The sequence below is a fragment of the Streptomyces sp. NPDC002138 genome (assembly GCF_040296485.1).
Taxonomy (GTDB): Bacteria; Actinomycetota; Actinomycetes; order Streptomycetales; family Streptomycetaceae; genus Streptomyces.
Genome location: NZ_JBEOXE010000063.1, coordinates 26,625 through 43,807, shown reverse-complemented (window position 1 = coordinate 43,807; position 17,183 = coordinate 26,625). Strand labels below are relative to the sequence as shown.

Genomic DNA, 17,183 nt, shown 5'->3' with positions numbered 1-17,183 from the left:
ATCTCGAACCTGCCAGCCGATATTCCTGCCAAGGACCTGGTCCGTCTCGCGAAGACCCGCTGGCGGATCGAGCACGACTACCGCGAACTGAAAACCGTCCTGGGCCTGGACCACTTCGAGGGCCGCTCGTTCACCGGCTGGCACCGACACGTCACCCTCGTCACCGCCGCCCACCTCTTCCTGACCGAACAGCGGAGGACCCCAAAAGTCCCTGCCAGGGCCTGACCCTCTACCAGGCCCTGGACCTCCTCCAACACCTCATCACCACCTGGACCGGCACCTGCCTCACCTGCCGACAACCCACCAGACAGCCCTACGACAGCACGTAACAAAGCACTACTAGGCCCCCGCCTGCCCCTCCGGGCCGCCCCGGACCCTGCGCCACAGCGTCGGGGCGGCGCTGACCAGCAGGGTGAGGCCGACCGCGAGGGCCACGCCCTTCCACGGTGCGGAGAACAGCGAGCCGCCCACGATCCCGATCAGGCCGTACGTCGCCGCCCACGCCAGACACGCGGGCGCGTCCCCGCGCGCGAAGCGGCGCAGCGGCAGCCGGGCCAGCAGACAGGCCAGCATCACCGGGATCCGCCCGGCCGGCACCAGCCGGGAGACCACGAGCACCAGCACCCCGTGCTCGTCGAGCCTCGCGCGCGCCTGCTCCAGCCGCTCCGGGGTGGCCCGCCCGCGCAGCGCCTCCAGCCACCGGGAGCCGCTGCGCGAGCGGACCCCCCGCTGCCCGAGCCCGTACAGGGCGACGTCCCCGAGGAACGCCCCCAGCGCCGCGACGCCGAACACCAGCACCAGACCCAAGGACGGCGAGCGGTGGTGGAAGGCGACCACGGCCGCGGAACTCACCAGCGCCCCGGTGGGGATCACCGGCACCAGCGCCCCCAGCGCCACCAGCACGAACAGCGCCGGATACCCCACCACCTGCTGGGTGCTCTCCGCCGGAGTCTGCTGCAACTGGTGCACCGCCTCGCGCAGGATCACGGCAGCCGCACCCGTTCCCCGTGCTCCGGCACCCGCACGGTCACCTTCGGCGCCCGCCGCGCCGCCTCCCGGGCGAACTCCTCGCCCGGGGCGTGGAACTCGTGCGGCCGCACCGCGTCCATCCCGATCGGCCAGTACGTCCCGTAGTGCACCGGCACCGCCGCCGCCGGCGCCAGCAGGGCCAGCGCGCGCGCCGCCCGCCCCGCGTCCAGGTGCCCCGGCCCGAGGTACGGGCCCCAGCCGCCCACCGGCAGCAGCGCCACGTCCACCGGCCCGACCTCCTCGGCCATCGTGTCGAACAGCCCGGTGTCCCCGGCGAAGTACGTCGTGGCCGCGCCCGTCACCACGTACCCGAGCGCCGGCGCGGCCTGCGGACCGAACGGCAGCCGCCGCCCGTCGTGCCGCGCGCTCACCGCCCGGATCCGCAGCTCCCGTACGGCCGTCTCCTCGCCCGGCGCCACCTCGGTGACCCGCAGCCCGCGCGCGCTCGCGACCCGCGCCAGCCCCGGCACGGCCCGCCGGGCCCCGCGCGGCACCACCAGCAGGGTGCCCGGAGCCAGCCGTGCCAGCGAGGGCAGGTGCAGGTGGTCGGCGTGCAGGTGCGACACCAGCACCGCGTCCGCCACGGCCGCCTCCGCCGGCGGCACCGCGCCGCGCCGCCGCCGCAGATGCGCCAGCCGCCGGGCGAACAGCGGGTCGGTCAGCAGCCGGACCCCGGAATCCTCGACCGTACAAGTGGCGTGCCCCCACCACGTGATCTCCACCGGCACCCCGGCCCCCTCCCCGCCTCGGCTCCCCGTCGGACGTCCCGTCCCTACCCCGGACCTCCCTTCGAGCCTAGGGCGTCACCGGCCGAACCGCCCGGACCCGGCGCCCCGCAGTGGCCGAAGGCCCTCTCCTCGCGGGCGGCGGATCGGAGTAGGGTCGGGCGGCATGGATGAGCTGCGCGTCGCCGCAATCGCCAGCCTGACCCCGCTCGAGGAACTGGACGCAGACCCCTTCATCGTGGACACCCGCACCCAGCACGCCATGTGCGCCCGCTGGGCCGCCGACCACGGCTACGTCGTGACCCGGCAGCTGCTGGTCTACGGGCTGCGCGCCGACCACTGCGGGCTCTGGTCCGACATCGACGCCGGACAGGTCGACCTGTTCGTCGCCCCCAACCACCGGGTCCTGCGACGGGCGCTGCGCTCGGTCGAGGAGTTCACGGCGGAGTGCGAGCGGCGCGGGGTACGGCTGGAGACCGCCGGACAGGAGGAGCCCGCGTACACCTCCGGCATGAAGGCCGAGGTGCACCGCCGGATGTCGATGCCGACCGCCGGGTACGACGGCACCTGAGCCCCGGGCCGCGCCGCGCACCGGCTCACCCCTGAGCGGCACGCTCCGTACGTCCGTACGCCTCCCGCGCCACCCGGCCGGGCCACCCCGCCTGTGCGACGCTGGGGCGGGGGCCCGCGAGCGGGGCGCGGGCCGTGACACGAGGCGGGTACGGCGTGCTGCGAGGCCGATGGCGGACCGCGGGCAGCGCCCTGGCACGGGTGATCGTCGTCTGGGCGGTCTCCACCCTGACCCTGCTCCTCCTGGCCGCCGTCCTGCCCGACTTCCGCCTCCAGCCCGGCCCCGGCGGCGCGGCGGGCGGCGACAGCATCACCCGGATCGGACTCACCGCCGCCTGGGGCGCGGGCGCCTTCGGCCTGCTCAGCGCGCTGGTGTGGCCGGTGCTGGTCCGGGCCCTGCTGCTGGTGCCCGCGCTGGTGCTCGGCCTGCTGGTCTTCTTCCTCAACGGCTCGCTGCTGCTGCTCGCCCTCGACCTGATCCCGGACGGGCGCGGCGAGGCGGCCCCCGAGGCCGCCGTGGTCGTCGCGGCCGTCATGTCCGCGGTCGCCTCGGCCACCTCCACCGCGCTGGCGGTCCGCGACGACGGGGCCTACCGCAGGCGGCTCTACCGCCTGGCCGACCGCAAGCGCCGCCGCCAGCGCCGGGCGGGGGCGCCGGGCACCGCCGAATCCGCGCCCGGCGTGGTCTTCCTGCAGTTCGACGGCGTCGGGTACGAGGCGCTGCGGCGCGCGGCCGGCGCCGGGCTGATGCCGACCGTGGCCGGGTGGCTGGACCGTACCCACCGGGTGACGTCCTGGCGCACGGACTGGTCCAGCCAGACCGGCGCCAGCCAGCTCGGGATCCTGCACGGCTCCACCTTCGACGTGCCCGCCTTCCGCTGGTACGACAAGGACACCGGCGAGGTCGTGGTCTGCAACCGGCCCAGCAGCGCAGCAGCCCTGGAACGCCGCGCGAGCGCCCGGACCGGCAGCCGCGGGCTGCTCGTCCTCGACGGCGCCAGCCGGGGCAACCTCTTCAGCGGCGGCGCCGACCAGCTGGCGCTGGTGCTCTCGGTGTCGGCCCGGCGCGGGCGCGGCAACCGCTCCCGGGCGGGGTACTTCGCGTACTTCTCCGACCCGGCCAACGCGGTGCGCACCTTCCTGTCCTTCGTCGCCGAGGTGGCCCGGGAGATCGGCCAGTCGGTCCGGGCGAAGGCGCGCGGCGTGCGGCCGAGGGTGTCGCGCGGCGGCCTGTACCCGGTCGTCCGGGCCTTCGCGACGGTGGTGGAACGGGACGTGGTGGTCGCCGCGGTGATCGGCGACATGCTCGCAGGGCGCGCCGCGGTCTACGCCGACCTGGTGGCCTACGACGAGGTCGCCCACCACTCGGGGCCGCACGGCCGGGACACCGACCAGGTGCTCGCCCGGCTCGACCGCAGCCTCGCGCTGATCGCCCGGGTCGCCGAGCACGCGCCCCGCGCCTACCGGATGGTGCTCCTCTCCGACCACGGCCAGAGCCCGGGGGCGACCTTCCTCGGGACGTACGCGCTCACCCTGAAGGACCTGGTCCGGGCGGGCTGCGGACTGCCGGTCCCCCGTCGGGCGGCCCGCACCCACAGCGGGGCGGAGGCCCGGGCGGCGGTACGGGCCGCCCTGCACCGCCCGGTGGAGGAGCCGGGGGAGGAGGCGCGCCCGGCGCGCGGCCCGGAACCGGTGGTGCTGGCCTCCGGCAACCTCGGCCTGGTCTCCTTCCCGGACGTGCCGGGCCGGGCGACCCGGGAGCGGATCGAGCGCGACCACCCGGCGCTGCTGCGGACCCTGGCCGAACACCCCGGGGTGGGCTTCCTGCTGGTGGACGGCGAGGTGCTGGGGCCTGGCGGGGCGGTGGCGCGCCTGTCGGTACCGGGGGAGGCGGAGGAACTGCTGGCGGGCTACGGCCCGGGCGCGGCGGCGGCCGTCCGGCGCACCGACGCCTTCCCGCACGTGGCCGACATCATGGTGAATTCGGCGTACGACCCCGAGAGCGGGACGGTGCACGCCTTCGAGGAGCAGATCGGCTCGCACGGCGGGCTCGGCGGGGAACAGGGGCATCCGTTCCTGATGTGGCCGACGGTGCTGTCCGAGCCCGAGGGGGGCCTCGTCGGGGCGGAGTCTGTGCACGCGCTGCTGCGGGACTGGCTGCGCGAGACGGAGGACGGCCCGCAGGTGCCGGTGGAAGATCACCGGCCGCGGGGCGCCCGGAGCGGAACACTTCCTTCCGTACGGGTGGCCGGACAGGACGAAACCCGCTGATTTGGTGCGGACATTGCCGTACCGGAGCATGTGTCGACCTGCCCCCTGTCCACCATATGAAACGACCGAGGCGTACCACCGTGAGCACCACCCCTGCCGTGAGCCCTCCCGCGGCGCACGATCCCGCAGCGCACGACCCCGCAGCGCACGATCCCGCCGTGCACGGCCCCGACCGGCCCGACCAGGGCGCGGGCCCGCACGCGCGCCGCTTCGGCCTCCCCGTCGCCACCTGCCTGGTGATGGGGAACATCGTCGGCGGGGGCATCTTCCTGCTGCCCGCCTCGGTCGCCCCCTTCGGCACGATCAGCCTGGTCGCCTTCGGGATCCTCAGCCTCGGCGCGATCGCCCTCGCGCTGGTCTTCGGCCGCCTCGCCGGACGGCTTCCGCAGACCGGGGGCCCGTACGTCTACGCCCGCGCCGCCTTCGGCGACTTCGCCGGGTTCCTCGCGGCGTGGAGCTACTGGATCACCACCTGGGTCTCCAACGCGGCCCTGGCCGTGGCCGCCGTCGGCTACCTCGCCGTGCTCTTCCCCGCCGTCGGCGCGCACCCGTGGTCGATGTGCCTGGGCGCCCTCGCCGTGCAGTGGCTGCCCGCGCTCGCCAACCTGGCGGGCACGCGCTACGTCGGCGCCGTCCAGCTCGTGGCCACGGTGCTGAAATTCGCTCCGCTCCTGCTGATCGCGGTGGGCGGCCTCTTCTTCTTCGACCCGGCCAACCTGGGCCCCTTCCGGGCCACCGACCAGAGCGCGGTCGGCGCCGTCTCGGCCTCCGCCGCGATCCTGCTCTTCTCCTACCTCGGCGTGGAATCGGCCGCGGTCAGCGCGGGCGAGGTCCGTGACCCGGCCCGCAACGTCGGACGCGCCACCATCCTGGGCACGGTCGGCGCGGCGACCGTCTACCTGCTGGGCACCGTGGCCGTCTTCGGCCTGGTCGCCCACGACACGCTGGTCTCCTCGGAGGCACCCTTCACCGACGCGGTGAACGCCATGTTCGGCGGCACCTGGGGCGGCACGCTGGTCGCCTGCGCCGCCGTCGTCTCGATGATCGGCGCGCTCAACGGCTGGACCCTGCTCAGCGCGCAGACCCCGTACGCGGCGGCGAAGGACGGCCTCTTCCCGAAGGCGTTCGAGCGCAAGCGGCGCGGGGTCCCGGTGGTCGGCGTGATCGTCACCGTCGTCCTGGCCTCGGCACTGACCGTCTACAACTACACCGCCGGCACCCGGGGGGTCTTCGAGATGCTGGTCCTGGTCACCACCTTCACCGCGACCGTGCCCTACCTGCTGTCCACCGCGGCGCAGATCCACTTCCTGGTCTCGGGCCAGGGCGAGCGCGTGGCCCCCGGGCGGCTCGCCCGGGACGGGATCCTGGCCTGCCTGGCCTTCGGCTTCTCGATGTGGCTGGTCGCGGGCTCGGGGTACGCGGCCGTCTACCAGGGCGTGCTCTTCCTGTTCGCCGGCGTCCTCGTCTACGCCGTCATGTCGGCCCGCAAGCAGCGCGCCGAGCACGCCGGGGCGTAGCCGGAACACGCGAAGGGCCCGCGGCGCACCGGCCGCCCGCGTCGTGGAAGACGACGTGGGCGGCCGGTACGCGCGGGCCCCGGCGGGGACTCCTAGTCCAGGTAGTCGCGCAGCACCTGCGAGCGCGACGGGTGGCGCAGCTTCGACATGGTCTTGGACTCGATCTGGCGGATGCGCTCACGGGTGACCCCGTACACGCGGCCGATCTCGTCCAGCGTCTTCGGCTGGCCGTCGTTGAGGCCGTAGCGCATGGAGACCACGCCCGCCTCGCGCTCCGAGAGTGTGCCCAGGATGGACTGGAGCTGCTCCTGGAGGAAGGTGAAGGAGACCGCGTCGGCCGGGACGACCGCCTCGGAGTCCTCGATGAGGTCACCGAACTCGCTGTCGCCCTCCTCACCCAGCGGGGTGTGGAGCGAGATCGGCTCGCGGCCGTACTTCTGGACCTCGATGACCTTCTCGGGGGTCATGTCGAGTTCCTTGCCCAGCTCCTCCGGGGTGGGCTCGCGGCCCAGGTCCTGGAGCATCTGGCGCTGCACGCGGGCGAGCTTGTTGATGATCTCGACCATGTGCACCGGGATGCGGATGGTGCGCGACTGGTCGGCCATGGCGCGGGTGATCGCCTGGCGGATCCACCACGTGGCGTACGTGGAGAACTTGAAGCCCTTGGTGTAGTCGAACTTCTCCACCGCGCGGATCAGACCGACGTTGCCCTCCTGGATCAGGTCCAGGAAGAGCATGCCGCGGCCGGTGTAGCGCTTGGCCAGCGAGACCACGAGGCGGAGGTTGGCCTCCAGCAGGTGGTTCTTGGCGCGGCGGCCGTCCTCGACGAGGATCTCCAGCTCGCGCTTGAACGCGGGCTTGTGGTCCTCCTCCTCTTCGAGCTTGTACTCCGAGAAGAGACCCGCCTCGATGCGCTTGGCGAGTTCGACCTCCTGCTCGGCGTTCAGCAGCGGCACCTTGCCGATGAGCTTGAGGTAGTCCTTGACCGGGTCGGCGGTGGCACCGGCCACCATGACCGTCTGGGCCGGGGCGTCGTCCTCGTCGTCGTCGGACAGCACGAAGCCCTGGGTGCCCGTCTTGGCGGGGGTGGTCTCCTCCGCCTCGTCGGCGAGGTCTTCCTCGGTCCAGTCCTCGCCCTCGGCCGCGGGGGTCTCGCCCTCGTCGCCGTCCTTGGCGCTCTTCTTCGTGGCGGCGGTCTTCTTGGTGGCCGTCGCCTTCTTCGCGGCGGTCTTCTTGACCGTCCGCTTCTTCGGCTCGGCCGCGGCCTCGGCCGCGACCTCCTCCTCGGTCCCGGAGGCCGACGGAGCGGATATCGCCGCCGCGGTGGCGGGGGCCGCGGTCTTGCGCGCGCCGATGGGGCGCGGCGCGGCGGCCTTCTTGGTCACGGTGCGGGCCGGCGCGGCGGCGGCCTTGCGGGCCTTCTTGGCGGGGGCCTTCGCGGCCGGGGCTGCGCTGACGTGCAGCGCGACGCCCTCCTCGTCCAGAACCTGGTTCAGGCTGCGCAGGACCCGCTTCCACTGGTCCACCGGGATGCGGCCGGCCTCGAAGGCCTGGCGCACGTCGTCACCGTTGATGTGACCCTGCTCGCGGCCACGCTCGACGAGCGCGACCAGGGCCTCGGATTCGGCGATCTCCGGAGGGAACGTACGGGACGGGCTGAGCGACACAAGGAGCCTCTCGTTGCGGCAGATATAAGGGCGGGACGGGACATCATCGCGCGAACTCGTGGAACGAGCCCGAGGGGGGTCGTTATTCCGGCGCCGCGCGAGGACACCTGTCGGTTCATCGCATGCCCGAGTCGATTCGTTACGCCATGAATTGAGTGACCTGCGCCACGCTGTGTCCGCGCAACCTATCCGGCGCGAATCCGTCCGCCCCGATCACGGCCCGGCGCGCCCGGTCGCCGCCCGATCGCCGCCCGGTCACCGCCCGGTCATCGTCCCGGTTTGCGGGCCTCGATGAGGAAACGGGCGGTGCTCGCGACGAACGGGCCGTCGCGCTCGATCTGTTCGTGGAGCTCGCGGAGCCGGTCGCGGTACTGGTGGACCGTGAAGCCGGGCACCATCCAGATGACCTTCCGCAGGAAGTAGATCACGGCGCCGACGTCGTGGAACTCGGTACGCAGTTTTTCCGACCGCAGGTCGACGACCTCCAGCCCGGCCGCGGCCGCGGCGGCCACCGCGTCATCGGGGTGCCGGCCGCGGCGGACCTCCTCCGGCTGCGGGCCGAGGAAGTACTCGACGAGCTCGAAGACGCTCGCCGGCCCGACCTGCTGCGAGAAGTAGCTCCCGCCGGGCCGCAGCACCCGCGCGATCTCGTCCCACCAGACGGTCACCGGGTGCCGGCTGCTCACCAGGTCGAAGGCTTCGTCGCCGAAGGGCAGCGGCGGCTCGTCCGGGTCGGCGACGACGACCGCCCCCTTCGGGTGCAGCAGCCGGGTCGCCTTGCCGATGTTGGGCGGCCAGGACTCCGTGGCCACCATCAGGGGCGGCAGGGCGCCCGCTCCGGCGAGCACCTCGCCCCCGCCGGTCTGGATGTCCAGGGCCGCCTGTACGCCCGCCAGGCGCTCGCCCAGCAGCCTCTGGTAGCCCCAGGAGGGGCGCTGCTCGGTCGCCCGGCCGTCGAGCCAGGAGAACTCCCAGCCGTCCACGGACACGGAACCGGCCTCGGCGACCAGCTGATCGAAATGGTGCGTCATGCCGCGATCGTCCCAGCTGCGCCGGAGATGATCCACTCGATTCTCCGCGTCCCCGTCCGCGTCCCCGTCCGCGCCGCTCGCCGGCTCGTGGCTCGGCCGGCACGTCGATTACACTGGGCGGCGGGCCGTGACTGGCGCTTGGGTGGATCACCACCGGGGAGCGGCCCGCCGTACCGCGACACCGAGGTGTCCCGTACGTCGACTGCCGCGCGCCTGGGCGATCCGCGATCCCGCAGCGACGTTCAGGAGACCCCGTGACGACTGCCCAGACCGTTCAGGACCAGACCGTTCAGGCCGAGGGCGGCACCGCCCGGCTGATGGACGGCACCGCCGTCGCCCGCCGCATCTCGGAGCGCACCGCCGTCCTGGCCGCCGAGCTGACCCGCCGCACCGGCACCGCCCCCTGTCTCGCGACCGTGCTGGTCGGCGAGGACCCCGCGTCCGTGACGTACGTACGCATGAAGCAGAACCGTTGCGCCAAGGCGGGCATCACCTCCCGCCACGTGGAACTGCCGGCCTCGACCACCACCGAGGAACTGGTCACCACCCTCACCGCGCTCTCCGTGGACCCCGAGGTCAGCGGGATCCTGCTGCAGCACCCGGTCCCGCACCACATCGACGAGCGCGCCGCCTTCGAGGCCATCGCCCCGGGCAAGGACGTCGACGGCGTCACCATGCACTCCTTCGCCGCCATGGGCTTCGGCCTGCCGGGCTTCGTGTCCTGCACTCCGGGCGGGATCATGCGGCTGCTCGCCGAGTACGAGGTCGACCTGGCCGGCAAGCACGCCGTCGTCGTCGGCCGCAGCGCGATCCTGGGCAAGCCCGCCGGGATGCTGCTGCTCGGGCAGAACGCCACGGTCACCTACTGCCACTCCCGCACCGAGGACCTCCCCGCGATCGTGCGCCAGGCGGACGTGCTGGTCGCCGCCGTCGGCAAGGCCGAATTCATCCGGGGCGAGGACATCAAGCCGGGCGCGGTGGTCCTGGACGCCGGGTACGACGGCAACCGCGGCGACGTGCACTTCGCGTCGGCGGCCGCCCGCGCCTCGCTGATCACCCCGGTCCCCGGCGGCGTCGGCCCGATGACCATCGCCGTCCTCCTGGAGCAGACCGTCCAGGCCGCCGCGGCGCAGGCCGGCCTGACCCTGGCCGACCTCGGCTGAACCGGCCCCACCGGGGTACCGCCCGGCCGGGTCGATTACCCCGCCGGCCATGACCCGCGGGGTAATCGACCCGGCCGGCGGCGCGCGGGAGAGTGGGGACACACCGGATCCCGGGCCGCCGCACTGCGGCCCGGGATCCGGCGCCCTCGCCCCTCTCCCGACCTCGCCGGAGGCTGATCCGCCATGTCCGCGACCCTGCTCACCGCCCGCGCGCCGCAGGCCCCGCTGCGCCGCCTGCTCGCCCTGGACGCCGTCGTCACCGGTGGCAACGGCCTCGCCTACGCCCTCTTCGCCGGTCCGCTCGGGCGGCTGCTCGGGGTGGAGCGCACCCCGCTGCTCGTGCTCGGCGTCCTGCTGGCCGGATACGGCGCGGCCGTCGGCCTGCTCGCCTCCCGCGCGCGGCCCGCTCCCGGCCTGGTCATGGCCGTCATCGAGATCAACTGCGCCTGGGTGGCGCTGAGTCTGCTCTCGCTCCTCCTCTGGTTCGAACCGACCACCGCCGGGCTGGTGTGGATCCCGGCGCAGGCCGTGGTCGTCGCCGGGTTCGCCGTGCTCCAGTGGGCCGCGCGGGGCTCAAGGGCCCAGTGAGCGCAGGTACTTCGCCGTCGCCGGGTCGGCCGGGAGGAGGGTCTCGATGGCCAGCTCGGCGACGGTCACGTCCATCGGCGTGTTGAAGGTGGCGATGGACGACACGAAGGACAGCAGCTGCCCGTCGTGCTCGATCCGCAGCGGAAGCGCGATGACCGCGACCGACGCGGCACCGGCGTCGGCCGCCGGGTCCGCCGCGCCCCCGGGTTCCGTGACGGGGTACGCGGCCACCTCCTCGTACAGCGCGCGCAGCGGCTCCGAGCGGGCCAGCGCGATCTGCCGGTCCATCTGCGCCAGCAGGTGCCCCCGCCACTCGGCGAGGTTGTGGATCCGCGGCGCGAGCCCCTCGGGGTGCAGGGTGATCCGCATCGCGTTCAGCGGGGGCGTCAGCAGGTGCTCGGGCAGCCCGTCCAGCAGCATCGCGATGCCCCGGTTGGCGGCGACGACCGTGTACGTACCGTCCACGACCAGCGCCGGATAGGGATCGTAGGCCGCCAGCAGCCGCTCCAGCCCCTCCCGCAGCGCCGCCATCTCCGGCGCGTCCAGCGGGGTGTGCGCGTACCGCGGGGCGTAACCGGCCGCGAGCAGCAGGGCGTTGCGCTCGCGCACCGGCACGTCGAGCCGTTCGGCCAGCCGGATCACCATCTCCTCGCTCGGCCGGGACCGGCCGGTCTCGACGAAGCTGATGTGCCGGGCGGAGGAGTCGGCGCGGCCCGCCAGCTCCAGCTGGCTGATGCCGCGCCGTTCCCGCCAGGCACGGAGCATGGTTCCCACGGACGTCGTCATGCGACCGACGTTAACCCAGGCGCGCCACCGCGCGAACGGTTCGCTCCGGCGTGCGCTGTGGGAACCTTGACTCCACGTCACGGGGACAAAGGAGCCTGCCCATGCCGAGTCAGCCGCTGTCGCAGAAGGAGATCGAGGACCGGTTGCGGGAACTCCCGGGCTGGGCCTTCGAGGACGACCGGATCGTGCGCACCTACCGGCTGGGCACGCACTTCGCGGCCAGCGCCCTGGTCGCCCACATCGCCACCGTGCAGGACGAGTTGAACCACCACTCCGACCTGACCCTCGGCTACAACACCGTCCGCCTGGCGGTGAACACCCACAGCGCGGGCGACGCGGTCACCGAGGCCGACTTCGCCCTCGCCCAGCGCGTCCAGGACCTCGCCCCCGCCCACGGCGCGAGCTGAGCGAATGCCGGCGCACATGACGAAGCCCTTGCTGGACTACGACGCCGAAGCCCGGGAGTACGACGCCACCCGCGGCGGCACCCCGCGGGCCGAGGCCGCCGCCGGAGCGGTCCTGGGCCTCCTGCCGCCCGGCACCCGGACCCTGCTCGACCTCGGCTGCGGCACGGGCATCGTCACCGCCCGCCTCAACCGGCCCGGTCTGCGGGTCCTGGGGGCGGACGCCTCGTACGGGATGGCGGCGTGGGCCGCCGGGCGCGGGGTCCCGGTGGTCCTCGCCTCCGGTACCCGGCTGCCCGTGCGGACGGGCGCGCTGGACGCGGTCGGCGCGGTGTGGCTGCTGCACCTGCTGCGCGCACCCGGACTGGTGGAGGCGGTGATCGCCGAGGTGGCCCGGGTGCTGCGCCCCGGCGGGGTGTTCGTCACGACCGTGGACAAGGACGCCGCGCACGACGTGGGCAGCGACATCGACGCCGTGCTCGCGCAGCACCTGACCCCGCACCCCGCCGACGCGGCCGCGAAGGTGACGGCGTACGCCGCCGCGGTGGGCCTGCGCCCGTACGCCGAGGCCGCGTTCACCGGCCACGGCCAGGGCCGCACTCCGCGCCGGGCCGCGACCGCCTTGCTGGCCGGCCGCTACGCCTCACGCATCACCGGGCAGGGCTCCACGGCCAAAGCCCTGGCAGCGCAACTGGAAGCCCTCCCCGACCCGGACCACCCCCGCCCACCCCCCACGTACCGCCTCCAGGCCTTCACCCGCGGCACTCTCAGCCCCGCCGGCGATTGAGGCGCCCCCGGAGGGCGAACCGGGCGGCAGCCGCACGACGGGCCCGGGCCCACCCGCACCCCACCCGCACCCGGGACGAGCCCTCGACCTCCAGCAGCAGACCGCCGGCGACGTTCCGGATGCGGTACACGCGGCGCCGCTCAGGCGTCGAAGACGGCCGGGTCGGGACCGATCCGCCCGCCCGCCGTCGACAGCGCGTCGAGCGCGGCGAGGTCCTCGGCGTCCAGCTCGAAGCCGAAGACGTCCAGGTTCTCCCGGATGCGCGCCGGCGTGACCGACTTCGGGATCGCGATGTTCCCGAGCTGGAGGTGCCAGCGCAGCACCACCTGCGCGCCGGTGCGCCCGTGCTTGGCGGCGATCGCGGCGACGGCCGGGAGGGTCAGCAGGGTCTTGCCCTGGCCCAGCGGGGACCAGGCCTCGGTGGCGATGCCGAGGTCCGCGTGCACGGCGCGCAGCTCCGCCTGGTTGAAGAGCGGGTGCAGCTCGACCTGGTTGACGGCCGGGACCAGAGCGCTCTCGGTGGCGAGGCGCGCCAGCTGCGGCTGCCCGAAGTTGGAGACGCCGACGGCCTTGGCGCGGCCGCTCGCGGCGATCTCCTCGAAGGTCTTCCAGATGGTGAGGTAGTCCTCGCGCATGGGGCGCGGCCAGTGGATCAGGTACAGGTCGACGTGGTCCAGGCCCAGCTTGGCGAGGGAGGAGTCGAACGCGCGCAGGACGTTGTCCCGGCTCCAGGTCTCGGACGGCCCGTTCCACAGCTTGGTGGTGACGAACAGTTCCTCGCGCGGCAGACCCGACGCCGCGAGGGCCTTGCCGGTGCCCGCCTCGTTGCCGTAGATCGAGGCGGTGTCGATGCTGCGGTAACCGGCCTCCAGCGCGGTCCCGACGGCCTGCTCGGCCTCGGCGTCCGGGATCTGCCAGACGCCGTAGCCGAGCTGGGGCATGAGCGTGCCGTTGTTGAGCTTGATGCTGGGGACCTGGTTCACGTCTGGTCGTTCCCTCGACTCGTGCGGTTCGGTGCGTTCGGTGCGGTGGTGCGTGGCGTACGACCGGCGACAACCGGCCTCCCCGACGCTCTATTCCCGCCACGCGCGCACCTATCCTCCCCACGCGTCCCCGCCTTCTCAGGCGCTCCCCAGATACGCCTCCCGGACCAGCGGGTCGGCCCGCACCTGCGCCGCCGTGCCCTCGGCCAGCACCGTTCCGAGGTCCAGCACCACCACCCGGGCGCACACCTCCATCACGAACGCCACGTTGTGCTCGACCAGCAGCACCGCGCAGCCCTCCTCCGCGGCGAGGCGGCGCACCACCGCCGCCAGCTGCTCCCGCTCGGGCGCCGACATCCCCGAGGCGGGCTCGTCGAGCAGCAGCACCCGGGGCGGATCGGCGACGGCCCGGGCCAGCTCCACCATCCGGGCCCGGCCGACCGGCAGGCCGCCCGCGTACGCCGTCCCCAGCGCCCCGAGCCCGCAGTCGGCCAGCACCCGCTCGCCCCGGGCCCGCCGCTCGCGCTCCCGGCGCCGACGGGTCGGCCAGCCGGCCAGGTCCGCGGCGAGCCCGCCGCCCCCGCCCCGCCACTCCTGCGCCACGAGCAGGTTGTCGGCCACGCTGAGCTGCCCGAACAGCTGCTGGCGCTGGAAGGTGCGGCGCATCCCGTGCCGGGCCCGCCACACGGGGGAGCGGCGGGTGACGTCCGCCCCGTCGAGGAGCAGCCGGCCCGCGTCCGGCCGCCGGATGCCGGACAGAACGTCGAACAGGGTGGTCTTGCCCGCCCCGTTCGGCCCGATCAGCCCGCACACCTCGCCCGCCCGGACACCGAGCGAGACCCCGGTCAGGGCCCGGACCCCGCCGAACCGGACCGAGACCCCGCGGGCCTCCAGGACGTACGGCTCCTTCCGCGGCTCCTCGTTCCCCGTCGGCGTCATGTTCCGATCCCCAGGTAGGCCTCGGTGAGCCGGTCCGTCTCCACCTCGGCGCGCGGTCCGCACCAGGAGACCCGGCCCTGGGACAGGTAGGCGACGGTGTCGGCGACGCCGAGGATCTCGGCGGCCTTCTCCTCCACCAGCAGCAGCGCGGTACCCGCGTCGCGCAGCTCGGCCAGCAGCCCGTACACCTCCTCCACCACCCGCGGCGCGAGCCCGAGCGAGGGCTCGTCAGCGATCAGCACCCGCGGCGGGCGCTGGAGCAGCGGCGCGAGGGCGAGCATCTGCTGCTCCCCGCCGGACAGGGACCCGGCGGCCAGGCCGCGCCGCTCGCGCAGCCGGGGGAAGCGGGCGTACACGGCCTCCCGGGCGCGGGCGTCGGGGAGGTGGAGGGCGAGGTTCTCCTCGATGGTGAGCGAGGGGAAGATCCCGCGCCCCTCCGGCGCGAGCAGCACCCCGGCGCGCGAGCGGCGTACGGGCCCGTCCCGGGTCGCGTCCCGCCCGTCGACGTACACGGCCCCGCCCGCGACCCCCAGCAGCCCGGCGGCCACCTTGCAGGCGGTGCTCTTCCCGGCGCCGTTGGGCCCGAGGACGGCCAGGATCTCCCCGCGCCGGATCGAGAGGTCCACCCCGTGCAGCACGGTCCCGCCGTCGTACCCGGCGCGCACCGCGCACAACTCCAGCGCGACCACGCCCGCCCGAGCCACATCCAGCCCCGGCCGAGCCGTATCCAGCCCCTCGGGCGTTCGAGGAGCGGGGTCCGGGGCGGAGCCCCGTGCCCCGGACCCAGGCGCCGGGGCCGCCGCCAGGCGCCCGGCCCGCCGCCGCGCCCGCCGCTGCGCCGCCGCCGCGCAGTACCCGTCCGGATCGTTGGCCAGGGCCACTCCCGCCAGCCCGAACAGGATCACCGGCAGGTACGCCGAGGTGGTCACGTAGTCCGCCAGCACCCGCGGCGCGACCGCGAACACGAGCCCCGCGACCACCGCGTACGGCGGCCTGCGCACCCCCGCCGCCACCACCACGGCCAGCCACACCAGACCGGTCATCGCGGTGAAGTCGGTGGCCGTGATCCGGGTGTTGTACGAGGCGTACAGCACGCCCCCGAAACCGGCCAGCCCCGCCGACAGCGTGAACAGCAGCAGCTTCGTGCGCAGGACGGACACCCCCGAGGCCATGGCCGCCGCGGGGGCCGACCGTACGGCGAGCATCGCCCGCCCCGACGGGGAGTTCCGCAGCGCGCTCAGCCCGGCCGCGACCAGCGCCACCAGCACCATCAGGGCCACGCCCATCGCCCGGTCGTCGGAGAGGTCCACCGGTCCGAACACGGGCCGGGGCACGGACCATCCGGAGTCCCCGTTGCGCAGCCACGGCAGCTGGAAGAGGACCTGGTCCGCGAGGAACGCCAGCGCGAGGGTGGCCAGCGCCAGCGAGCGCCCGCCGAGCCGCAGGGCCGGGAGCGCGACCAGCGCGCCGAGGGCCGCGGCCGCGCAGGTGCCGACCGCCAGGGCCAGGGCGAAGGGCCAGCCGTGACTCATCAGCAGCCCCGCGACCAGCGCCGCGCCCGTCACGAAGGTGGCCTGGGCGAGCGAGACCATCGAGCCGAGGCCGGTGAGCACGGTGAAGGACATGAACACCAGGGCGATCGCCAGCCCCTGGGCGAGCAGCCCGCTCCAGAGGGGGGTGGTGACCGTGTACAGCGCCACGCACAGCAGCACGGCGCCCGCCGCCCACACCCCCCAGCGGCGCCGCCAGGAGGCCCCCGCCAGGTGGTCGGGGGGCGGCGCGTCGGAGGCGGCGGTCCCGGCGGTGCGGGCCCGCCGGGTCAGCACCAGCAGCCCGGCGAAGAGGATCAGGAACGGGACGGCGGTCCGGAAGCCGGTGACGCGCTCGGTGAAGGTGGCGTACCCGGCGACCAGGTTCTGCAGGACGCCGAGGCCCAGCCCGCCGGCGAAGGCGAGCGGCACCGAGACGAACCGCCCGATGACCGCCGCCGTCGCGGACACGAACAGGAACAGGGTGAAGTCGTGCGCGGACAGCCCGAGCAGGGGAGTGGCCAGCACCCCGGCGAGCCCGGCCAGGCCCGAGGCGATCATCCACGCGACCGAGGAGAGCCGGTCGGCGCTGATCCCGCGCAGTTCGGTCAGCGAGCGGTTGTCGACGGAGGCCCGCAGCCGCAGCCCCAGCCGGGTGTGGCGCATCAGGACCCACAGGGCCACCGCCACCACGGCCGTCACCACCCAGGTGATCAGCTGGTCGGAGTCGATGCCGACCCCGTCGAGCGGCTCCCAGGACCGCGCGGGGCTGGGCCCCACTCCGGGCAGCCCGAACTGGTTCTCCGCGGGCAGCACAGCGGCCCCCGCGTCCGCCAGCAGCCCCACCCCCCACAGCCCGGCCGCGGGCAGCGCGACCAGCAGTCCGATGGTGGCGACGATCTGCGCGCTCTCGCCGACCCGCGCGAGGCGCCGGAACATCAGCCGGTCCAGCCCCCAGCCGAGGCCGGGGGCGAGCACGAGGACGACGAGCAGGGCCGCCGGGACGGCGGGCCAGCCCAGGCCCGAGTGCAGCTCGTAGAAGGTGAGCGCGCACAGGTAGGCGGTGGCCCCGTGCGCGAAGTTGAAGAGGCCGGAGGCCGAGTACGACAGCACCAGCCCGGTGGCCAGCAGCGCGTACAGGGCGCCGGAGACCAGACCGCTCAGTACGAAGACGAGCAGATCGACCATGCCGTC

Annotated in this window: 16 protein-coding genes and 1 riboswitch; of the genes, 8 read left to right on the top strand and 8 right to left on the bottom strand. The window is 74.3% G+C overall.

Going from position 1 to position 17,183, the window contains the following annotated elements; all coding sequences use genetic code 11:
- A partial coding sequence (locus tag ABT084_RS30425; RefSeq protein WP_351050662.1) for a transposase occupies positions 1-225 on the top strand: 225 nt, incomplete at its 5' end.
- A gap of 114 nt (positions 226-339) precedes the next feature.
- Here the strand turns inward: ABT084_RS30425 and ABT084_RS30420 are convergent.
- Together ABT084_RS30420 and ABT084_RS30415 are read right to left on the bottom strand one after the other, a co-directional pair.
- Positions 340-981 carry a DedA family protein gene (locus ABT084_RS30420; RefSeq protein ID WP_351050675.1) on the bottom strand — a complete coding sequence of 214 codons (642 nt, stop codon included), beginning with the start codon at positions 979-981 and terminating at the stop codon, positions 340-342.
- 2 nt (positions 982-983) lie between these two features.
- Positions 984-1,757 (bottom strand): MBL fold metallo-hydrolase, encoded by a 774-nt coding sequence (locus ABT084_RS30415; RefSeq protein ID WP_351050659.1) that lies wholly within the window; start codon positions 1,755-1,757, stop codon positions 984-986.
- Between the two features lie 163 nt (positions 1,758-1,920).
- Between ABT084_RS30415 and ABT084_RS30410 the strand changes: the two genes are divergently transcribed.
- The 3 genes from ABT084_RS30410 (at position 1,921) to ABT084_RS30400 (ending at position 6,112) form a co-directional block, all read left to right on the top strand.
- The gene (locus ABT084_RS30410; RefSeq protein ID WP_351050657.1) at positions 1,921-2,325 is read left to right on the top strand and encodes a hypothetical protein; all 405 of its coding nucleotides are present in this window, start codon (positions 1,921-1,923) and stop codon (positions 2,323-2,325) included.
- 155 nt (positions 2,326-2,480) lie between these two features.
- On the top strand, positions 2,481-4,595 hold the full coding sequence (locus ABT084_RS30405) for a phage holin family protein (protein ID WP_351050654.1): 2,115 nt from the start codon (positions 2,481-2,483) through the stop codon (positions 4,593-4,595).
- A gap of 56 nt (positions 4,596-4,651) precedes the next feature.
- Complete coding sequence (locus ABT084_RS30400; RefSeq protein WP_502969231.1) at positions 4,652-6,112, top strand: amino acid permease; 1,461 nt, start codon at positions 4,652-4,654, stop codon at positions 6,110-6,112.
- A 92-nt stretch (positions 6,113-6,204) separates the two neighbouring features.
- Here the strand turns inward: ABT084_RS30400 and ABT084_RS30395 are convergent, their stop codons facing one another.
- Together ABT084_RS30395 and ABT084_RS30390 are read right to left on the bottom strand one after the other, a co-directional pair.
- Positions 6,205-7,779: an RNA polymerase sigma factor gene (locus tag ABT084_RS30395; RefSeq protein WP_351050651.1), complete on the bottom strand. Its 1,575-nt coding sequence runs from the start codon at positions 7,777-7,779 to the stop codon at positions 6,205-6,207.
- 266 nt (positions 7,780-8,045) lie between these two features.
- The gene (locus ABT084_RS30390) at positions 8,046-8,810 is read right to left on the bottom strand and encodes a class I SAM-dependent methyltransferase (RefSeq protein WP_351050648.1); all 765 of its coding nucleotides are present in this window, start codon (positions 8,808-8,810) and stop codon (positions 8,046-8,048) included.
- Between the two features lie 117 nt (positions 8,811-8,927).
- A riboswitch (ZMP/ZTP riboswitch) is annotated at positions 8,928-9,036 on the top strand.
- 91 nt (positions 9,037-9,127) lie between these two features.
- Between ABT084_RS30390 and ABT084_RS30385 the strand changes: the two genes are divergently transcribed.
- On the top strand, positions 9,128-9,973 hold the full coding sequence (locus tag ABT084_RS30385; protein ID WP_351050670.1) for a bifunctional 5,10-methylenetetrahydrofolate dehydrogenase/5,10-methenyltetrahydrofolate cyclohydrolase: 846 nt from the start codon (positions 9,128-9,130) through the stop codon (positions 9,971-9,973).
- Positions 9,974-10,156: 183 nt separating this feature from the next.
- Positions 10,157-10,561 (top strand): hypothetical protein, encoded by a 405-nt coding sequence (locus ABT084_RS30380; RefSeq protein ID WP_351050646.1) that lies wholly within the window; start codon positions 10,157-10,159, stop codon positions 10,559-10,561.
- Here the strand turns inward: ABT084_RS30380 and ABT084_RS30375 are convergent.
- Complete coding sequence (locus tag ABT084_RS30375) at positions 10,547-11,347, bottom strand: helix-turn-helix domain-containing protein (protein WP_351050643.1); 801 nt, start codon at positions 11,345-11,347, stop codon at positions 10,547-10,549. The genes ABT084_RS30380 and ABT084_RS30375 overlap by 15 nt on opposite strands.
- Before the next feature lie 101 nt (positions 11,348-11,448).
- Between ABT084_RS30375 and ABT084_RS30370 the strand changes: the two genes are divergently transcribed.
- Both ABT084_RS30370 and ABT084_RS30365 read left to right on the top strand, forming a co-directional pair.
- Positions 11,449-11,754: a 4a-hydroxytetrahydrobiopterin dehydratase gene (locus ABT084_RS30370; protein ID WP_351050640.1), complete on the top strand. Its 306-nt coding sequence runs from the start codon at positions 11,449-11,451 to the stop codon at positions 11,752-11,754.
- A 16-nt stretch (positions 11,755-11,770) separates the two neighbouring features.
- Positions 11,771-12,538 carry a class I SAM-dependent methyltransferase gene (locus ABT084_RS30365; protein WP_351050638.1) on the top strand — a complete coding sequence of 256 codons (768 nt, stop codon included), beginning with the start codon at positions 11,771-11,773 and terminating at the stop codon, positions 12,536-12,538.
- Between the two features lie 140 nt (positions 12,539-12,678).
- Here the strand turns inward: ABT084_RS30365 and ABT084_RS30360 are convergent, their stop codons facing one another.
- From ABT084_RS30360 to ABT084_RS30350, 3 genes are all read right to left on the bottom strand, one after another.
- Positions 12,679-13,521 (bottom strand): aldo/keto reductase, encoded by an 843-nt coding sequence (locus ABT084_RS30360; RefSeq protein WP_351050635.1) that lies wholly within the window; start codon positions 13,519-13,521, stop codon positions 12,679-12,681.
- A 138-nt stretch (positions 13,522-13,659) separates the two neighbouring features.
- Positions 13,660-14,460, bottom strand: a complete 801-nt coding sequence (locus tag ABT084_RS30355; protein ID WP_351050632.1) for an ABC transporter ATP-binding protein — start codon at positions 14,458-14,460, stop codon at positions 13,660-13,662.
- Entirely contained in the window at positions 14,457-17,177 is a 2,721-nt protein-coding gene (locus tag ABT084_RS30350; RefSeq protein ID WP_351050630.1) for an ABC transporter permease subunit, read from the bottom strand. Before ABT084_RS30350 ends, ABT084_RS30355 begins: the two co-directional genes overlap by 4 nt.
- Positions 17,178-17,183 lie beyond the last annotated feature (6 nt).

Excerpts from the sequence above, each read along its gene's own strand:
- ABT084_RS30410 (WP_351050657.1), top strand. The coding sequence starts at position 1,921 with ATGGATGAGCTGCGCGTCGCCGCAATCGCCAGCCTGACCCCGCTCGAG.
- ABT084_RS30400 (WP_502969231.1), top strand. The coding sequence starts at position 4,652 with ATGAAACGACCGAGGCGTACCACCGTGAGCACCACCCCTGCCGTGAGC.
- ABT084_RS30390 (WP_351050648.1), bottom strand. The coding sequence starts at position 8,810 with ATGACGCACCATTTCGATCAGCTGGTCGCCGAGGCCGGTTCCGTGTCC.
- ABT084_RS30385 (WP_351050670.1), top strand. The coding sequence starts at position 9,128 with ATGGACGGCACCGCCGTCGCCCGCCGCATCTCGGAGCGCACCGCCGTC.
- ABT084_RS30380 (WP_351050646.1), top strand. The coding sequence starts at position 10,157 with ATGTCCGCGACCCTGCTCACCGCCCGCGCGCCGCAGGCCCCGCTGCGC.
- ABT084_RS30375 (WP_351050643.1), bottom strand. The coding sequence starts at position 11,347 with ATGACGACGTCCGTGGGAACCATGCTCCGTGCCTGGCGGGAACGGCGC.
- ABT084_RS30370 (WP_351050640.1), top strand. The coding sequence starts at position 11,449 with ATGCCGAGTCAGCCGCTGTCGCAGAAGGAGATCGAGGACCGGTTGCGG.
- ABT084_RS30365 (WP_351050638.1), top strand. The coding sequence starts at position 11,771 with ATGACGAAGCCCTTGCTGGACTACGACGCCGAAGCCCGGGAGTACGAC.
- ABT084_RS30355 (WP_351050632.1), bottom strand. The coding sequence starts at position 14,460 with ATGACGCCGACGGGGAACGAGGAGCCGCGGAAGGAGCCGTACGTCCTG.
- ABT084_RS30350 (WP_351050630.1), bottom strand. The coding sequence starts at position 17,177 with ATGGTCGATCTGCTCGTCTTCGTACTGAGCGGTCTGGTCTCCGGCGCC.